This window comes from Sphingopyxis sp. sgz302558 (genome assembly GCF_057220455.1).
The window spans coordinates 678,451-696,318 of the sequence record NZ_JBXPUZ010000001.1 but is presented as its reverse complement, the minus strand read 5'-3'; the positions used below and the strand labels follow the sequence as shown (position 1 = coordinate 696,318).

Annotated in this window: 20 protein-coding genes and 1 pseudogene; 11 read left to right on the top strand and 10 right to left on the bottom strand. The window is 62.9% G+C overall.

The features are described 5' to 3' along the window. Positions 1-79: 79 nt before the first annotated feature. From atpD to AC2TC0_RS03395, 3 genes are read left to right on the top strand one after another with little or no spacing between them, the layout of a single operon-like run. Positions 80-1,564 (top strand): F0F1 ATP synthase subunit beta, encoded by a 1,485-nt coding sequence (gene atpD / locus AC2TC0_RS03405; RefSeq protein ID WP_484716073.1) that lies wholly within the window; start codon positions 80-82, stop codon positions 1,562-1,564. A gap of 5 nt (positions 1,565-1,569) precedes the next feature. Beyond that, entirely contained in the window at positions 1,570-1,827 is a 258-nt protein-coding gene (locus AC2TC0_RS03400; RefSeq protein ID WP_484716072.1) for an ATP synthase F1 subunit epsilon, read from the top strand. After that, positions 1,817-2,413, top strand: a complete 597-nt coding sequence (locus AC2TC0_RS03395; RefSeq protein WP_484716071.1) for a hypothetical protein — start codon at positions 1,817-1,819, stop codon at positions 2,411-2,413. The genes AC2TC0_RS03400 and AC2TC0_RS03395 overlap by 11 nt, the downstream gene beginning before the upstream one ends. Here AC2TC0_RS03395 and AC2TC0_RS03390 read toward each other — a convergent pair. After that, positions 2,410-2,874, bottom strand: a complete 465-nt coding sequence (locus AC2TC0_RS03390; protein WP_484716070.1) for a DUF6265 family protein — start codon at positions 2,872-2,874, stop codon at positions 2,410-2,412. The two genes, AC2TC0_RS03395 and AC2TC0_RS03390, sit on opposite strands and share 4 nt — an antisense overlap. Then, positions 2,874-3,779, bottom strand: a complete 906-nt coding sequence (locus tag AC2TC0_RS03385) for a DMT family transporter (RefSeq protein WP_484716069.1) — start codon at positions 3,777-3,779, stop codon at positions 2,874-2,876. Before AC2TC0_RS03385 ends, AC2TC0_RS03390 begins: the two co-directional genes overlap by 1 nt. A 139-nt stretch (positions 3,780-3,918) precedes the next feature. Between AC2TC0_RS03385 and AC2TC0_RS03380 the strand changes: the two genes are divergently transcribed. Beyond that, a complete protein-coding gene (locus tag AC2TC0_RS03380; RefSeq protein WP_484716068.1) occupies positions 3,919-5,427 on the top strand; it encodes a TadA family conjugal transfer-associated ATPase in 1,509 nt (502 codons plus the stop codon). Here AC2TC0_RS03380 and AC2TC0_RS03375 read toward each other — a convergent pair. Next, entirely contained in the window at positions 5,422-6,144 is a 723-nt protein-coding gene (locus AC2TC0_RS03375) for a helix-turn-helix transcriptional regulator (RefSeq protein WP_484716067.1), read from the bottom strand. The two genes, AC2TC0_RS03380 and AC2TC0_RS03375, sit on opposite strands and share 6 nt — an antisense overlap. A 106-nt stretch (positions 6,145-6,250) precedes the next feature. Then, positions 6,251-6,970 carry a helix-turn-helix transcriptional regulator gene (locus AC2TC0_RS03370; protein WP_484716066.1) on the bottom strand — a complete coding sequence of 240 codons (720 nt, stop codon included), beginning with the start codon at positions 6,968-6,970 and terminating at the stop codon, positions 6,251-6,253. Between the two features lie 224 nt (positions 6,971-7,194). Here AC2TC0_RS03370 and AC2TC0_RS03365 point away from each other — a divergent pair, with 224 nt between their 5' ends. Then, entirely contained in the window at positions 7,195-7,704 is a 510-nt protein-coding gene (locus AC2TC0_RS03365) for a hypothetical protein (RefSeq protein WP_484716065.1), read from the top strand. Between the two features lie 10 nt (positions 7,705-7,714). Then, positions 7,715-7,849: a hypothetical protein gene (locus AC2TC0_RS03360; RefSeq protein ID WP_484716064.1), complete on the top strand. Its 135-nt coding sequence runs from the start codon at positions 7,715-7,717 to the stop codon at positions 7,847-7,849. A gap of 152 nt (positions 7,850-8,001) precedes the next feature. Here the strand turns inward: AC2TC0_RS03360 and AC2TC0_RS03355 are convergent, their stop codons facing one another. Continuing rightward, positions 8,002-8,175 carry a hypothetical protein gene (locus AC2TC0_RS03355; RefSeq protein ID WP_484716063.1) on the bottom strand — a complete coding sequence of 58 codons (174 nt, stop codon included), beginning with the start codon at positions 8,173-8,175 and terminating at the stop codon, positions 8,002-8,004. Positions 8,176-8,271: 96 nt separating this feature from the next. Here AC2TC0_RS03355 and AC2TC0_RS03350 point away from each other — a divergent pair, with 96 nt between their 5' ends. After that, positions 8,272-9,105 (top strand): class I SAM-dependent methyltransferase, encoded by an 834-nt coding sequence (locus AC2TC0_RS03350; protein ID WP_484716062.1) that lies wholly within the window; start codon positions 8,272-8,274, stop codon positions 9,103-9,105. Positions 9,106-9,119: 14 nt separating this feature from the next. Next, the gene (gene aat, locus AC2TC0_RS03345) at positions 9,120-9,890 is read left to right on the top strand and encodes a leucyl/phenylalanyl-tRNA--protein transferase (RefSeq protein WP_484716061.1); all 771 of its coding nucleotides are present in this window, start codon (positions 9,120-9,122) and stop codon (positions 9,888-9,890) included. 35 nt (positions 9,891-9,925) lie between these two features. Here the strand turns inward: aat and AC2TC0_RS03340 are convergent. The 4 genes and pseudogenes from AC2TC0_RS03340 to AC2TC0_RS03325 all read right to left on the bottom strand — a co-directional run. Beyond that, a pseudogene (locus tag AC2TC0_RS03340) lies at positions 9,926-10,096 on the bottom strand (DUF2155 domain-containing protein); the annotation flags it as partial. Between the two features lie 224 nt (positions 10,097-10,320). After that, positions 10,321-10,704, bottom strand: coding sequence for an NADH:ubiquinone oxidoreductase subunit NDUFA12 (locus tag AC2TC0_RS03335; RefSeq protein ID WP_484716060.1), 384 nt, complete (start codon positions 10,702-10,704; stop codon positions 10,321-10,323). 138 nt (positions 10,705-10,842) lie between these two features. After that, positions 10,843-11,316 carry a DUF192 domain-containing protein gene (locus AC2TC0_RS03330; protein WP_484716059.1) on the bottom strand — a complete coding sequence of 158 codons (474 nt, stop codon included), beginning with the start codon at positions 11,314-11,316 and terminating at the stop codon, positions 10,843-10,845. Positions 11,317-11,325: 9 nt separating this feature from the next. Then, a complete protein-coding gene (locus tag AC2TC0_RS03325) occupies positions 11,326-11,907 on the bottom strand; it encodes a hypothetical protein (RefSeq protein ID WP_484716058.1) in 582 nt (193 codons plus the stop codon). A gap of 126 nt (positions 11,908-12,033) precedes the next feature. On the opposite strand from AC2TC0_RS03325, the gene AC2TC0_RS03320 reads away from it, so the two are divergent. Next, positions 12,034-13,830, top strand: coding sequence for a fatty acyl-AMP ligase (locus AC2TC0_RS03320; protein ID WP_484716473.1), 1,797 nt, complete (start codon positions 12,034-12,036; stop codon positions 13,828-13,830). A 94-nt stretch (positions 13,831-13,924) separates the two neighbouring features. Then, positions 13,925-16,285, top strand: a complete 2,361-nt coding sequence (locus tag AC2TC0_RS03315) for a putative bifunctional diguanylate cyclase/phosphodiesterase (protein WP_484716057.1) — start codon at positions 13,925-13,927, stop codon at positions 16,283-16,285. Positions 16,286-16,287: 2 nt separating this feature from the next. On the opposite strand, the gene AC2TC0_RS03310 is transcribed toward AC2TC0_RS03315, so the two are convergent. Further along, a complete protein-coding gene (locus AC2TC0_RS03310) occupies positions 16,288-16,563 on the bottom strand; it encodes a DUF3297 family protein (RefSeq protein WP_484716056.1) in 276 nt (91 codons plus the stop codon). Between the two features lie 92 nt (positions 16,564-16,655). Between AC2TC0_RS03310 and AC2TC0_RS03305 the strand changes: the two genes are divergently transcribed. After that, a complete protein-coding gene (locus AC2TC0_RS03305; RefSeq protein WP_484716472.1) occupies positions 16,656-17,867 on the top strand; it encodes a BaiN/RdsA family NAD(P)/FAD-dependent oxidoreductase in 1,212 nt (403 codons plus the stop codon). Position 17,868: the final 1 nt, after the last annotated feature.

The following is a 17,868-nucleotide window of genomic DNA, read 5'->3' as shown; positions in this document are numbered from 1 at the left end:
CCCCCCCCCCCCCCCCCCCCCCCCCCCCCCCCCCCCCCCCCCCCCCCCGGGGCACGAAAAGGCAAGAAGGTAAGATATCATGGCCACCGCCACCAAGACCAAGAAGCCCGCCGCCGCCAAGGCGACCAGCAACAATGTCGGCCGCATCGCGCAGGTGATCGGCGCCGTCGTTGACGTGCGCTTCGACAATGAACTGCCCGCGATTCTGTCGGCGCTGGAAACGACCAACAACGGCAACCGGCTGGTGCTCGAAGTCGCGCAGCACCTCGGCGAAAACACCGTCCGCACCATCGCGATGGATGCGACCGACGGCCTCACCCGCGGTCAGGAAGTGACCGACACCGGTGCGCAGATCACCGTGCCGGTCGGCCCCGAAACGCTGGGCCGCATTCTGAATGTCGTTGGCGACCCGATCGACGAGCGTGGCCCGGTGAATGCCAAGCTGTCGGCCCCGATCCATGCCAAGGCCCCCGAATTTGTCGATCAGTCGACCGAAGCGGCGATTCTGGTCACCGGCATCAAGGTGATCGACCTGCTCGCCCCCTATGCGCGCGGCGGCAAGATCGGCCTGTTCGGCGGCGCGGGCGTCGGCAAGACCGTGCTGATTCAGGAACTGATCAACAATATCGCCAAGGGCCACGGCGGCGTGTCGGTGTTCGCAGGCGTTGGCGAACGCACGCGCGAGGGCAACGACCTTTATCACGAATTCCTCGACGCGGGCGTTATCGCCAAGGACGCCGACGGCAATCCGACCCCTGAGGGGTCGAAGGTGGCGCTGGTGTTCGGTCAGATGAACGAGCCGCCAGGCGCGCGCGCGCGCGTGGCGCTGTCGGGCCTGACCATGGCGGAGTATTTCCGCGACCAGGAAGGACAGGACGTGCTGTTCTTCGTCGACAACATCTTCCGCTTTACCCAGGCGGGTTCGGAAGTGTCGGCGCTGCTCGGCCGCATTCCTTCGGCGGTGGGTTACCAGCCGACCCTGTCGACCGACATGGGCGCGCTGCAGGAGCGCATCACCTCGACCAACAAGGGCTCGATCACCTCGGTGCAGGCGATTTACGTGCCGGCGGACGACTTGACCGACCCCGCTCCCGCAACCTCCTTCGCTCACTTGGACGCGACCACCGTGCTCTCGCGCGCCATTTCGGAGCTGGGCATCTATCCGGCGGTTGACCCGCTCGATTCGACCAGCCGCGTGCTCGAGCCGCGCGTCGTGGGTCAGGAACATTATGAAACCGCCCGCCGCGTTCAGGAAACGCTGCAAAAGTACAAATCGCTGCAGGACATCATCGCCATTCTGGGCATGGATGAGCTGAGCGAGGAAGATAAGCTGACCGTTGCGCGCGCGCGCAAGATCCAGCGCTTCCTGTCGCAGCCGTTCCACGTCGCCGAAGTGTTCACCGGCATCCCCGGCAAGTTCGTGGCGGTCGAGGACACAATCAAATCGTTCAAGGCGGTGGTCGACGGCGAATATGACCATCTGCCCGAAGCCGCCTTTTATATGGTCGGCGGCATCGACGAAGCGGTTGCCAAAGCGCAGAAGCTGGCAGCGGACGCGGCGTAAGCATCATGCCCCTCAAGTTCGAACTCGTCACCCCCGCCCGCCTTGAGCGCAGCGAGAGCGTCCATATGGTCACCGTGCCGGGAACCGAGGGCGAATTTTCGGTGCTGGAGGGCCACGCCCCGTTCATGTCCACGCTGCGCAACGGGCCGGTGACGGTCTATGCCAGCGCCGGGGCTGCGCCCGAGGTGATCAATGTCGAGGGCGGCTTTGCCGAAGTGAGCGAAACGGGCCTGACCATATTGGCCGAACGGGTTGTCGCTTAAGCGCGCTGCCGCTGCGGCGGTGCTGGCGCTCGCCGCGCAACCGCTGGCCGCGCAGGAAGCAGCACCGGACAGCGGCGCAGCGCTCGCTGAGACCACCTTACGCGGCTGTTACCGGCTGATAGCTGGCGAAATCGCGCTGGGAAAAGGCCTGGTCGAAGACAATCAGGTGCTGATTGATGCCGGGCTGGAAGTCGGGCTGCAGAAAGCGGCCTATGACGCGCTGGGGCGCGATGCAACTGGCCTGATCTCGAACTCGTTTATCGGCCAGCGCGCGAGCGGCGACGATGTGGTGGTTTTTGCCGCAGGCGGCCGGATGCCCGGATGCCGCACCATCTTGCTGAGCAAGGACCCGGCGACCAACGGCGATGGCACAGCGACGGCGCTTGTCGCCAGCGGCTGGAAAGAGGTTTCCGCTTCGCAGCGAACCCCGAATGTCCAGCGTCGCATCTTCCTGAAGGTCGATGGCGCGGGCGGTCAGCCCTGGCTGATCAATATGTTCGTGGGATCGGTTCCCGGCAGCCAGCTGCGCGTCATGACCACCGTAAACCCCGTCCCGCCGGAAGTCACATTGCCCGAGGGCAGTTAATCCGGCCGCGCGCCCATCGGGCGGTAGCGCCACTCCATCGCCTTGGTCCCGTCCATCAACGACACGCGCGCGCGCAGATCTTTGCCTTCGCGCCAGTAACGGATGCGCTGCGGATAATCATGCGCCGGGTTGGCGAATTCGAGCATGTTATCACCCGACGCCACCAGCGGAAAATGTGCCGCAGCGTTGCCAAAGGGCTGGGCGATAAACACAAGATTGCCGTCGGGCATTCGGACGATCCGGCTATGTTCAAACACCGTGATCCGTTCGCCATCGCCCACCCGCGCTGCGCCGATCATCAGCCCGCCGCGCGGCGGGGTCCAAAACTCGTCGGCCCACCTTCCGCCCTCGCGTGCTTCGCTCCAGGCACCGTGCAACCAGTCGGGCAGTGCAATCTGCTCGCTTGCCAGCACCGGGGCGGCCAGCGCCAGCGCGCCTGCAACCACAATCATCCGCAGCATTATGACTTGCCCTCCTGCCCCCCGGCACGCCCGCCATACCACAGCCACAGCCCGGCGGCGATGATCAGCGCGGTGCCAGAAATCGCCACCGCATCGGGCCAGTCGCCGAACCAGACAATGCCGATCAGCGTGGCAGCAACAATCTGGATATAGACAGTCGGCGCGATCGCCGCCGCCGAAGCGCGCAGTGTGGCGCGATAGAGCAGCCAGTGGGCGGTCGAGGCGGTCACCGCAACCATCGCACAGCGCGCCACTACGCCGGCGTCGGGCCAGCCAATCGTCAGAGCCTCCGCCCCGCTGACATGCCCCGCCACCGCCGCCACCAGCAGAAAGGGAGCTGCAAAAACAGCGACGAAAAATTGCGCGGCGAGCGGCGATACGTCTGCGCCGCTGCGCCGGTTGAGCAGGACCAGCGCCGCCATCCCCACCGCCGCGCCCAGTGGCAGCAGCGCGGCGGGGCCCAGTTCCGCGACATTGGGGCGCAGGACAATCAGCACTCCAGCAAAGGCCAGCAGGATCGCGCCCCAAGTTCGCGCACCGATGCGTTCATGGAGCAACCACGCCGACAGGAGCGCGGTGAGCATTGGGCTGACAAATTGGATCGCCGTCGCTTCGGCCAGCGGCATGGCATAGACCGCCAGGAAGAACATGCACGAAGCGAGCGCCAGCGCCGCGCCGCGCGCCGCCTGCAACCCGAGACGTGGCGCAGCAAATCCGGCGCGGCCTTCGCGGAGCCACAAAATCACGCCCAGTCCAGCCGCACCCAGCGCAAAACGCAGCGCCGCTGCGGCCGTTCCCGGCCATTCACCCGCGATGGATTTAACCACGCTGTCGCCCAACGAAAGCAGCGCAAAGCCGCTCAGACCAAGCATCCAGGCCGCGCGAATATCCAAGTTTTGCGTCATTTCACCCTTCGTAAAGGGCAGTGGAGGTGCATTAGGATAATGTCAAAGTTTCCGGCTTATTCACCTTTATCGGAGAGGTTTGTGCGGCACTTTGGCGGCACAAGCCGTCTGATGGATTGAAGAAGCGGGATAGGAAACGATGAGCGCATTTGGACGTCGCCCCGGAGCCGCTGGCCGCCCTGCCTTTGGTGTGGCCCGCCCGATGCAAGGCAGCGGCCCGGCGGGAGCCGCAGCCGCACCTGCCGGCGGTGCCCAGTTCCCGGCGCTCGATGCCGTTCCCCTGCCGATCAGTGATGCCGGACCCGCCGACCCCCAAAGCGATGCCATTGACCGACTGAACGCGCGCTCCACCGCCGAGGCGATGGAGCCCGCGCGGGTTGAAGGGTTCGAAGCCAGCGTTCACAAGATCAAGGAACAGGTGTTGCCGCGCCTGCTCGAACGCGTCGACCCCGAGGCGGCGGCCACGCTGTCGAAGGACGAGCTGACCGAAGAATTCCGCCCGATCATCCTCGAGGTGCTCGCTGAGCTGCGCATCACGCTCAATCGCCGCGAACAATTTGCGCTGGAAAAAGTGCTGGTTGACGAGCTGCTGGGGTTCGGACCGCTCGAAGAATTGCTGTCTGATCCGAAGGTCAGCGACATCATGGTCAATGGTCCCTACCAGACCTATATCGAGCGTGAGGGCAAGCTGCAGCTTTCCGGAATCCAGTTCCGCGACGAACAGCATCTGTTCCAGATCGCCCAGCGCATCTGCAACCAGGTTGGCCGCCGCGTCGACCAGACCACCCCGCTGGCCGACGCCCGTTTGAAGGACGGCAGCCGCGTCAACGTGATCGTCCCGCCGCTGAGCTTGCGCGGCACCGCCATCTCCATTCGTAAATTTTCCGAAAAGCCGATTACGCTCGACATGCTGTGCCAGTGGGGCGCGATGAGCCAGAAAATGTGCACCGCGCTCAAGATCGCGGGCGCGAGCCGCTTCAACATCGTCATCTCGGGCGGCACGGGTTCGGGCAAGACGACGATGCTTAATGCCCTGTCGAAAATGATCGACCCCGGCGAACGCGTGCTCACCATCGAGGACGCTGCCGAACTTCGGCTGCAGCAGCCGCACTGGTTGCCGCTCGAAACGCGCCCGGCGAACCTAGAGGGCAACGGCGCCATTCATATGGGCGACCTCGTCAAGAACGCGCTGCGTATGCGCCCTGACCGCATCATCATGGGCGAGGTTCGCGGCGCCGAATGTTTCGATTTGCTCGCCGCGATGAACACCGGCCACGATGGATCGATGTGTACGCTGCACAGCAACAGCCCGCGCGAGTGCCTTGGCCGTATGGAAAACATGGTGCTGATGGGCGACATCAAAATTCCGAAAGAGGCGATTTCGAAACAGATCGCCGATTCGGTTGATCTCATCATCCAGATCAAGCGTCTGCGCGACGGTTCGCGCCGCGTCACCAACGTCACCGAGGTGATCGGGATGGAAGGCGACGTCATCGTAACGCAGGAATTGTTCAAGTTCGAATATCTCGACGAGTCGGCCGACGGCAAGATTGTCGGCGAGTATCGCGCGATGGGCCTGCGCCCCTACACGCTCGAAAAAGCGCGCCAATATGGGTTCGATCAGCCCTACCTCGAGGCGTGCCTATAATTTGAACAAGCCCAGCGACAGCGCCTTCACCGCTGCAGCAGTGCGATCATCGACCTCAAGCTTTTCGAATATTCGGCGCAAATATGTGTCCACACTCGAGGGAGACAGCTCCATCAGGCGCGCCATCTCTTTGGTTGTCCTTCCGGCTGCCACATGCGCCAGAACTTCCTGCTCGCGGGCAGACAGATTGACTTTTCTGCTTTGGCTTCTCCGGACCAGCTCGACATAACGCGCATAGGCCGCTGTCCCCAAGCTCGTGATTGCATCGATACGCTGGTCGCTAGGATCGGTCACGGGTGGCGCAAATGTGATCGACAACAGGGCGCGGTGGCCAAATGGTCCGTAGAGCGGGATGGAAACTCCGTCCTCGGTGTGGTGGCCCACGAAATCCCGAAAAATTTTCCGCCGTTCCGGCGACAAATTGAACGCAGCGCCATCTGCAATATCGCGCCAAAGCACAGGCTTGCCACCATCAATGATGAGGTCGGGAATCAAAGCTGTTCCGCGCCGCAGCGCATCGCGATATCGATCCGCTAAGGAACCGAGAAAATTCCAATTGTAAAAATACGTACCGGCATTTGCTGACGCATGGAACGGAACCGGCACCGTCACACTCAGCCTGGTGGCACCCATGAACTCAGCCGCGCGCCGAAAATCGGCTATGACCTCTTCTGGATCTGCGTAATGTGCAAAGCTGTTTTGCTTGGGAAAAACCATCTCTGCCTTCCGAGCGACTGAGCTATAACTCGGTGCAAAGTGGTGAGTTCCAATCCTGTCCGAACTCTAACCAATCATGGTTACTCACAAGCAATATTCCAAAACATTACAGTTTGATAAGGCCCATTGACAAGGCCTTGATCGCCGCAGAAGTGCGGTCCTCGACCTCCAATTTAAAGAAAATGCGCCGTTGGTAGGTGTCGACGCTGCTTGCGGACAGGCCCAGATTCCTGGCCACCTGCTTCTTGCTGCAACCCCCCGCGATTTGTGCCAGTACCTGCCGCTCCCGGTCTGACAAAGCGAGGCTGGGAACAAGCGTATTGCGCTTCAACTTAACATATTGGCGGTGCGCCAGCATGGCGATGCGGGTCAATTCTACCACGCGAGGCTCATCAATACTCTCAATTGGCGTCGCAAAGGACAAAGAGAGCAAGGCCTGATGCCCATAAGGGCCATAGAGCGGAATGGAAATTCCGCCCCGGCCGTGCGCGCTGAAGAACTCGTTTAGCACCTGCATATTTTCGCTGGAAATCGCTGACCACTTAGCCATATCGCGCCACAAGATTGGCCGTGCTCGATCAATTATCGCGTCAGGAATGCGATCGATCCGCATTGCCAATATTGCGCGGTATTTGGACACCCAATGGTCATCGAGGCCCCAATGAAAAATGCATGTTTCAGTGGCCGCACTGAAATGAAACGGCTGGGGCGCGAGGATAGCGCACCGATTGACTTCCATCCCCACTGCGACATTCTGAAACGCGCTGATTACTTCTTCGGTTGACGCGATATCGGAGAACGTGACTTCGCCGGTTGTCTGCCTCATGGTCGCCCCCCCCAGAAAAACAGCCTTACTTGCGACACTTCATGCGCAATGCGATCCACTCGTTTCAATTTAGCACAAACATTTAGCGCCTGCCACCGCAATTTTGCAAGATCGTTCTACGGGGAATTACCGTCCCGCAATTACGTGACAAAAAAAATGTCGATTGTTGCTGTGCCGACATATATACCAACGTGGAGGGGTTTCCCAACGGCTATGGAGGGATAATGATATATTCCGAGAGCGAAAAGCAGCAATTGCGAGAACTTTTGCGCTTGGTCCAGAAGCTGGAGGAAAGCGTTAGCCAGACGCTGAACAGATCAGTAGAGCGAAGACATTGCAAAGGAGAGATTGAATTTAAGCAAAGGCGTGACCAACTCTTTCCAGCCGGCTATTTTTCGGATCCGGCATGGGACATTCTACTTGATCTTTATGCCGCCCACCTGAAGCAGCAGCCGGTTAGCACAACGGCCCTAGGCTTGGTAGCAGGCGTTCCACAGACAACCATGCTGCGCTATTTGGATCTGATCGTACGCGATGGATTTGCGCGCAAGATAGCGGATAGCCGGGACGGGCGCCGTGTCTTTGTCGAGCTGACGCCCTTGGGTATTGAAAAAATGGCGTATCTGCTGAGCGACGAAGCGGCAGGCAATAATCTGAAAGCTATTGCATCCTTGACGAATGAGATGGCAAACCTGATGCCGAATGCAGTTTTGCCTGTGCATCAGCATCCGTAACAAGCAGTATTTGTTCGCGAACATCGGTCAATCGCGCCGCGACCAGACCAAGATCCAGCCGGTCGGCTGTGGCAATGCATCGTTCGATATCGCCCACAAGCTGCTCCACTTGAGCGACACGGCACACACCGGCCTTTATCGATGACACTGATATTCCTCCGGACCCGGTGACGTTTCTCTTATCTTTTGGCGATTAGCACAGTTCGCAGTCCATCGAAAGCGTATCTCGCAACTGACTGATCCGCCACCGCTTGGTAATGCTCTTCCTACCTTTGTGCAGCAGCCCAAACAGAGGGCCTATGCCTTCAGCGCCAGCGCAAAAGCAAACAGCGCCGTCATCACGCCCACAACGCTGATCAGCGGCCAGGGCATGAAGCCGACCCGATCCAGATCGGCGCGGTTGCGGCGGCGGCAATCGGCAAAGGCCGCGACTGCGGTCAGCGCCGTCGCGGCAACCCCAAGCGTCAGCATGGAACCTTGCATGGCGACCTTCGTTGCTCCACTGTAACGACCTCGCGGGTCCCGGCCGGGATGCCGCGCAAGCACATACTCAACGGGAGACGCGCTATGCGCCTTTTAGCCAAAGTTGCAATCCTGCCGCTGGCCGCCGGACTGGCCGCCTGCGCCAGTTACGCCGACGAAGCCCCTGCCGCAAAGAGCACCGCGAGCGCCAAGGCCGCAATTGACGCCGCCGTCGCCGCCCCCACGCGTACGCCCACCAATCTGGCGCGCGACCAATTTCGCAATCCTGCCGCCACGCTGGCATTTTTCGGACTAAAGCCCGGGCAGACGGTGGTCGAGCTGTGGCCGGGCAGTGGCTGGTACACGGAGATTCTGGCCCCGCATGCCAACGCCGGCGGCGGCACCTATTACGCCGCCGCGCCGTGGGAACGCGGCCTGAACCGTATCAAGGAATGGCAGGGCGCCAAACCCGAGCTGTATGGCAATATCAAGCTCGCCGAATTTCCCAATGCCGGCACCAATCCCAAGGTCGCCGATGGCAGCGCCGATGTCGTGCTGACCTTCCGCAACGTCCACAACTGGCGCTTTGGCGGCGCGGACAATACCGCCAACGCGTTTCGCCAGATCTTCGCCATGCTGAAGCCTGGCGGCACGCTGGGCGTGGTCGAGCACCGGCTGAACGAGGATCAGCCCGTCACCATGGAAGAAAAATCGGGCTATATGAAGGAAAGCTCGGTCATCGCCTATGCCGAGGCCGCTGGGTTCAAGCTGGTCGCCAAGAGCGAGATCAACGCCAATCCCAAAGATACCAAGGATTATGAAAAGGGCGTGTGGACGCTGCCCCCCAATTTGCGCGAGGGCGACAAGGATCGCGAAAAATATCTCGCCATTGGCGAATCGGACCGCATGACGCTGAAGTTCGTCAAACCGGCGAAATAATCGGTTCGGGGTCGATGCCGCCACAAGTCATCGACCCCGCGCTGCTACTCAGCGCCTACGCGCAGGGGCTATTCCCCATGGCCGATAGCGCGGACGACCCGTCGGTGCATTGGGTCGAGCCGCGCGTTCGGGCCATTTTGCCGCTGAACGGCTTTCGGCTGTCAACCAGCCTGAAAAAGGTCATCGCGAGCGACCGTTTCACCGTCACCACCGATACGGTTTTTGCCGAGATGGTCGGGCTTTGCGCCGAAGCCGCGCCCGACCGGCCTTCGACCTGGATCAACAGCGTCATCCAGGCAAGCTATGCCGCATTGTTCGCCCGTGGCCACGCGCACAGCATCGAATGCTGGCAAGGCAGCACGCTGGTGGGCGGGCTGTACGGGGTCACGCTGGGCCGGGCCTTTTTCGGCGAATCGATGGTCAGCCGCGCCCGCGACGCTTCGAAAGTCGCGCTGGCGCATCTGGTTGCGCGGTTGCGGGTGGGGGGCTGGCAATTGCTCGACTGTCAGTTCATCACGCCGCACCTCGCTTCGCTGGGCGCAATTGAACTGCCGCAGCGCGACTATCTGAAACTGCTTTATTCGGCTTTGGCGGGCGGCTCGGGTGCAGCCGGAGCAGGCGGCGCGACAGGCGCGGACACACCACCCTCGCCGCCATTTTCCGCCGGGGATTGGGGCGCGCTGGATGCCGCGGGAGTGGCCTTGGGTGCAGCCCCCGGCACGGTGCGCTCGACCGCCTCGCCGCCTGGAAAACGCATCGTGCAGCTTTTAACGAACACATCGTAAATCGGGTGCTGGACAATGTTGCGGTCGGGCCGCTCCTTGAACAGCCATCCCGAAAAGACGCGGTACCATTGGTCGTCGCGCTGCTCCTGCACGCTCAATTGCACGAACGCACCGGTTTCGGGCGGCGATTCCCATGGCGGCGTCGTTTCGCAGGCGCGCAGCCGGACAATGGCACGGCCCACCCGCGCATTGTCGCCGGGGCGCATTTCCAGATCCTGTACCAACCCGTTGCGCTTGTTGAGCAATGCGATCACGGCGACGCGCTCGGCCATCGGCGTCACTCCAGCGGTGCCGCCCTGCTGTTTGGGCGTCTGCGCGCGGGCGATTTTGGGTTCAATCTTGGACGACACCGGCCCGCCGTCGGGGGCCTGATTACACCCCGCCAGCAGCAGTGTGGCGAGGCCAACAGCAACGCAAAGCCGCCGCCGCATCAGCTGCCCGGCTGCCACGCTTCATAATCGCCGGTTGCCGCAGCGCGCCGGCCGCCACGCTCAAGCGCGCCGGCCGGGCGATAGGCCGCGGCCGTGCCGGTCAGATTGGGCTCAGGCGGAGCCTGCCACGCGCGCGGCGCGGGCAGGATGGCATCGGGCAATTCATCGAACGTGCCGTGCAGCCAGCCATGCCATTCGGGCGGCACCCGGCTGGCGTCGTTGCTGCCATTATAGATGACCCAGCGCCGTTTGCCGTCGCGGCTGCGGAAATAGCGGTTGCCCTCGGCATCCTCGCCCACAGCCTCGCCGTGGCGCCAGCTGTCGAGCAACGTGCCGATGGTCGCGCCATCCCACCAGGTGAAAATCTTGCCGAGCAAACCCATGGCCCGGCGCTTAGCCGCTATGGTAGGCCAAGGGCAAGCGTCGAGAAATTTGCGCCCGCGTTTCCCGACTGCGCGTTACCCTGAAACAGGTTGGGGATGGTGATGGAAAGGGGAAATAGTCTGCCCTTTTTGGCCCAACTATTTCCAGCTGACCGTCGCGCTTTCATCCAGGCCCAGCCGCGCCGCCGTGCCTCCCGCGACTTCCAGCACCGCGGCCACCTCGCCGCCGCTGACCACCGGCTCAAGCGACTCGGGGATCGTGTTTTCGGCAATGCGGTCGATGCTGCCGTCGGCGCGGATGAAGATGATATCGAGCGGGATGAAGGTATTTTTCATCCAGAAGCTCGCAAATTTGGGCGTGGGAAAGGGAAACAACATGCCGCGGTCGGGGGCCAGGCTGGTGCGGTGCATCAGCCCGCGTGCCTGCTCCTCGGGCGTGCGCGCTACCTCGACCGTGAAGCGGTGGGCTTGGTTGCCCTGCCGCACCGTCACCACCGTCTCGGCCGCCGCGCCCGCTTCGCTTCCGCCGCTGGCACAGGCGGTAAGCGGCAATGCAAAGCCCGCCATCAGCACCAGCAGGATCAAACGAAGCGAGGCAAGAATTCGGATCATTGCTGCACGCTATCGCGCATTGCCTTCATCGTCCAGTTCGGCGAGCGCGGCGGCGTCGCCCGGTGCAATTGCCAAGATGCGCCGCGCCGTCGCACTGTCATGCCCAGCACGCAGGAATGCTGCCAAAATCTTGTCGCGAGCCTTGGGGTCGGCAGGCATCCCGGCGCCGAATGGTCCCAGCCGCCGCCGCCGCGCATAAGCAAGCGCGGTGGACAGCCGCTCATCACGGGCATGTTCCAGCACGGGCGCGGCCACCTCGGTCTTGATCCCGTCGACGTTCAGCTGCGCCCGCAGCCGCCGCTCGCCGAGGCCGCGCCGGCCCAGCGCACCGCCACGCTGCGCCGCAAAGGCGGCATCATCAACAAAGCCCAGCCGCGCGCATTTCGCGACCGCCGCCTGCACCGCATCGCCCGAAGAGCCTGCATCGTCCCAGCCGCGCTCGAAAAGCTTTCGCCCCAAATAGCGGGCAAGTCGTGCCTCGCTGGTGGCGAAGCGGCCGACATAATGCAGCGCCAGCGCCTCTAGCGCGGCTTGATCCAGCGGGCGCGGCTTGTTGCGGGTAGCAAGATCGGAAAATGTGCGGCGGGCCATCGCCATGTTTATGCCACAGTCGGGCCTGATTGCGAACGATTGTCGGCGGCATCTCCCACATCCACCGACGGCGGCTCCCTTGGGTCGCCCCCAACAAGATAATGTCGCGGGAGGTTGGTCATCATGATGGATCGCGCAACGGACGCGTCGCTGACGGACCGATCACCCCCCAAGGAAACCGCATTGACCACGACCGACACAGCGCTTGCGCCGACCGCCACGACCGACAGCCTGCCCCGCCGCTTTTCCGATTTTGCCACGCTGGGCGAGGCGCTGGATTATGCGGCGAAGGGCGCCCGCGGGCTCAATTTTCACGATCCGCGCGGCAATCTGGCGCGCCCCTATCCTTATGCCGAGCTGCGCGCTGACGCGCTGGCGGCCGCCTACCGGCTGATGGCGGCGGGCATCAAGCCGGGCGACCGTATCGCGCTGATCGCCGAAACCAGCCCCGAATTTGCCGCCTTGTTTTTTGGCGCCATCTACGCCGGGGCTTGGCCGGTTCCCCTACCGCTGCCGACCTCATTTGGCGGGCGCGACAATTATGTCGCACAGATCGGCGTCCAGCTCGACAGCTGCGATCCGGCCATCCTGTTCTACCCGCCCGAAATCGCTGGCATGGCCGGCGATGCGGCCGTGGCAAAGGGCGTAACCGGCATCGATTGGGCCAGTTTTGCGACGCGCGCTGCGCCGGTTGCCGAGCTGCCGCAGCAGCGCAGCGATGAAACCTGCTACCTCCAGTACAGCAGCGGTTCGACGCGCTTCCCGCACGGCGTCGCCGTCACCCACGCCGCGCTGCTCAACAATCTCGCCGCGCACAGTCACGGCATGGAGCTGTGCGAGACCGACCGCTGCGTGTCGTGGCTGCCCTGGTACCATGATATGGGCCTAGTCGGCTGTTTCCTGTCGCCCGTGGCCAACCAGGTGTCGGTCGATTACCTCAAGACCGAAGATTTCGCGCGCCGCCCGCTCGCCTGGCTTGACCTGATCAGCCGCAACGCCGGGACGACGCTCAGCTATTCGCCCACCTTCGGCTATGACATTTGCGCACGCCGCATTTCCAGTCAGAGCCATGTCGCCGACCGTTTCGACCTGTCGCGCTGGCGCGTCGCGGGTAATGGCGCCGACATGATCCGTCCCGACGTGATGCAGGCCTTTGTCGACGCCTTTGCCGATGCCGGGTTCAAGGCCAGCGCCTTTCTGCCCAGCTATGGGCTCGCCGAAGCCACGCTGGCAGTGTCAATCATGCCGCCGGGGGAAGGCATTGTCGTCGAACTGGTCGAGGAAACCGAGCTTTCGGGCGCAGCCAACGATAGCGAACGCCCCATGCGCTATCGGGCCATTGTCAACTGTGGCAAGCCGGCCCGCGATATGACCATCGAGGTGCGCGACGAGGCCGGAAACGCCCTGCCCGACCAGACGGTGGGTAAAGTGTGGTGTACTGGCCCGTCGCTGATGACCGGCTATTACCGCGACCCCGAAGCGACCGCCGCCTGCATGGCTGACGGCTGGCTCGACACCGGTGACATGGGCTATATGTCAAAGGGTTACGTCTATATCGTCGGCCGCGCCAAGGATATGATCATTATCAACGGCAAAAACCATTGGCCGCAGGATATCGAATGGGCGGTCGAACAATTGCCAGGCTTTAAGTCGGGCGATATCGCCGCCTTTGCGATCACCGCGCCCGGCGGTGAGGAGACCCCCGCGGTGCTCGTGCAGTGCCGCACCAGCGACGAAAAGGAACGGCTGATCCTGCGCGAAACCATCCGCGATCGGGTACGCGCTATCACCGGCATGAATTGTCTGATCGAGCTGGTTCCTCCGCGCACCTTGCCGCGGACCAGCTCGGGCAAGCTCAGCCGGTCAAAGGCGCGCGCACAATATCTGTCGGGCGAGATCCAGCCTTTCCGCATGGCGGCGTAATGCGGGCGGACTTTTTTTCGCCAACTGCCCCAAAAAGGGACATTTTCCTAGGCTTGCTTACGCCTCGGTAACCACTCTGGCCTACACCGGCGGGGTGACCACGGGCCAGAATCCTTCAACCGCGCACCAGTTGCAGCAAGTGCCGATTCGCACCTTGCTGGGCTTCGGCCCACGCGGTGAGGATGTCACGGCGCTGCGCGCGCTGCAAATGGCGCCGCTGAAGGGCAAGGGCGCGCTGCGTCTTGTGCTTAATCTGATCGTCGCGCTCGTGGGCGCGACCAACATCGCGCGCACCGCCAGCCCGGTCCTCGCCGGGGTGTGGTTCACTGTCAGCATTGCTTTCGCGCTGTGGTCCTGGAATGATTTCAAGGCCATGCACACTGGCAACAGCGACCTTGCGGTCCGCGACGAATTTGCCAAATGCAACCGCCATGCGGCGATGACGACGCTGCTGTGGGTGCCCATTTTCTGGCTGCAGGGGTTCAGTCCCACGGTCACGCATATCCTGCCGCTGTGGACCATGGCGCTGCTGTTGATGGTCGCGCTGACGATCCTGGTCAACAGCATCCCGTTGACCTGCATCATCTTCATTTTGCCCGTCAGCCTGTCGGCGGCGCTGGCCTTTGCCATGGCGGGCGAGCCGGTGCTGGGCCTTGTCGTGTTCATCATCGGCGCCGCGCTAGGGCTGGCGACGGTGCGATCGGCGCAAGGCTATGTCCTGTTTCGCCGCGCCGAAGCGACGCTGCATGAAAAGAGCGAAACGGTCAGCCTGCTGCTCAAGGAGTTTGAGGACGCCTCGGCCGACTGGCTTTGGCAGACCGACCCTGGCCGGCGGCTGGAACATGTGTCGCCGCGCTTTGCCTATGCGCTGGGGATGACGGTCGAACAGCTCGACGGTATGCCGTTGCTGCAGGCGATTTCGGGCGATGCCTGGGAAAGCGGCGTCTTTCCCCCGGCGATGCACGACATGGCCGAACGGATGAAACGGCGCGAAAGCTTCTCGGCAATGATTGTGCCCGTCACCATCAACGGCAAGCGCCGCTGGTGGGAGCTTGCCGCTTCCCCGCGCGTCGATGAAAATGGCCGTTTCCTGGGCTTTCGCGGCGTGGGCTCTGATGTCACGTCAGAGCATCAGTCGGCGTCCGAAATCGCGCGCATGGCCAGGTTTGACAATCTGACCGGCCTGCCCAACCGCCTGCACCTCAATGAATCGCTCGAAATTGCGCTCAAGGATGCCACCGCGACGCGCACGCGCTGCGCCCTGCTGATCATCGACCTTGACCGGTTCAAGGCGGTCAACGACACGCTGGGTCATCCAGTGGGTGACCAGTTGCTCGCGCAGGTCTCGGCCAGGCTCAAGGCGCTGATGCCGCGCAACGCGGTGTGCGGTCGCCTCGGCGGTGACGAGTTTGCCGTCGTTATGGCGGCACTCGACCAGGCATCGCATGCCGAAAAACTGGGACAACGCATCATCGAGGCGGTCAGCCGCCCCTATGTCGTCGACAATCATCAGCTGTTTGTTGGCGCCAGCATCGGTTTTGCGCTGGGGCCGCAGGACGGCGCGTCGGTTGAAACGCTCACCCGCAACGCCGACCTCGCGCTCTACAAATCCAAGGATCGCGGCGGCAATGTCGTGGCGCAATATGACGCCTCGCTGCACGCGCAGGCCGAAGAACGGCGCGTCATGGAACAGGAATTGCGCGGCGCGCTGGAACGCGGCGAATTCCACCTCAACTTCCAACCGGTGGTCGAGGCGGCCGACGGCACGCTGGATGGGTTTGAGGCGCTGGTCCGCTGGACCAACCCGCGGCTGGGCGTCGTTTCGCCGGCAAAATTCATTCCGCTGGCCGAAGATGCGCGGTTGATCGGCCCGATCGGCGAATGGGTCCTGCGCACCGCCTGCATGGAGGCGTGCCGCTGGCCCTCTAACCTCAAAATCGCGGTCAATGTGTCGGCCGAACAGCTCACGGATCCGCGCTTTGCCTCGGTCGTGGTGTCGGCATTGGCGCAAAGCGGCCTATCCCCGGCGCGGCTGGAAATTGAGGTTACCGAGAGCGTGTTTCTGCGCGATGGCGGCGGCGCGACGCAGCTGCTCGACCAATTGCTAGCCTTGGGCGTCCGGCTCAGCCTCGACGATTTCGGGACCGGCTATTCCTCGCTCGGTTATCTGCGCAAGACGCATTTTTCGACGATCAAAGTGGATCGCACCTTCGTGCAAGGGGCAGCCAAGAACAAACCCGAATCGATCGCGATTATCCGCGCGGTGGTCGCGCTCGCCGACGCGCTCGGCATGTCGACGACGGCCGAAGGGGCCGAAACCGAGGTTGAGGTCGAAACCATCCGCGCGCTCGGCTGCCGCAAAATCCAGGGCTATTATTATGGCCGCCCAATGGCCGCCGCCGACGTGATGGCCATGTTCGGCAGCGGCCATGGCCGCATTGTCAGCGCCGCCTGAGCTTAGTCGGCTTCCGCGGCCGGTGCCGCATCACCATCGGCGATATCTTCAAACCACGCCTCGACCTCGCCCGCCAGCTTGATCGTCATCGGCTGGCCAAAACGGTCCTTCGATTTGCCCGCCGCGACGCGGATCCAGCCTTCCGAGATCGAATATTCCTCGACATCGGTGCGCACCTTGCCCTTGAAGCGGATGCCGATGCCGCGCTGCAGCACCTCCATATCAAAGTGCGGCGAGCGCGGATTGGTCGACAGATGGTCGGGCGGCGTATCGGTCATGGTCTGCAATCTCCGTTGTTGGCGGGCGGCTAGAGCAAGTGCGCATGCTTATCAAGCTTGCCGCCATGGCGCGCAGCGGCCAAAGCCGCCTTATGCTTGCCGCACCCGCACCATATGACGCGATCATTCTCGGCGCGGGCGGGGCCGGGCTGATGGCTGCCGCTACCGCCGCGCAGCGCGGACGGCGCGTGCTGGTGGTCGATCATGCCGATGCACCGGGCAAGAAAATCCTGGTCTCCGGCGGCGGGCGCTGCAACTTTACCAATGTGAATGCCACCACGAACCATGCCGAGGAACGCTATCTGTCGGCCAACCGGCATTTCGCCAAATCGGCGCTCGGCCGCTACACGCCGCAGCATTTCATCGACCTCGTCTCCGCGCACGGCATCGCCTTTCATGAAAAGACGCTGGGCCAGCTGTTCTGCGACGGCAGCGCGCGGCAGATTGTTGCGATGCTGCTCGACGAATGTGCCAAGGGTGCGGCGAGCGGCGGTGCGGTCCATTTCGCCTACGGCGCACCCATCACGTCCGTAACCCACGCCGACGAGCGGTTTCGCGTGGACCACGGCAACAGCAAGAACAGCGCCGCCCGCCTCATCATTGCGACCGGCGGCCCGAGCATCCCCAAAATGGGCGCGAGCGGTTTCGCTTATGACCTTGCCCGTCAGTTTGGGCTCAAAATCGTCGAGCCGCGTCCCGCGCTCGTGCCGTTGACGCTGGGCGGCGATGATGTGCTGTTCCGCGAACTGTCGGGCGTCTCCGCCGATGTGATCGCACGCTGTGGTAAAGCCCAATTTCGCGAAGCCGCGCTGCTGACGCACAAGGGGCTGTCCGGCCCCGCGATTCTGCAAATCTCCAGCTATTGGCGGCATGGTGAGGCCGTCGCGCTTAACCTGTTGCCCGATCATCGCGCCGGCTGGCTCGTCGCCGCCAAGCGTGGTGCCCCGCGCGCTACCCTACGCGCCGCCCTTGGCGCGGCACTGCCCGCGAGGCTGGCCGATGTGCTCGCCGAGAGGTTGCAAGGCCAAGGCAATCTCGCCGACACCCCAGACCGCACGCTCGCAGCCCATGAGGCCCAGCTCGCCGCCTGGCCCTTTCACCCCAATGGCACCGAAGGCTATGCTAAGGCAGAGGTCACGCTGGGCGGCGTCAGCACCGCCGAGCTGTCGCAGCAAACATTAGAAGCCCGGCGCGTCCCCGGCCTGCACATCATTGGCGAAGCGGTCGACGTCACTGGCTGGCTCGGCGGCTATAATTTCCAATGGGCCTGGGCCAGCGGCGTAGCTGCAGGGGAGGCGGTTTAAT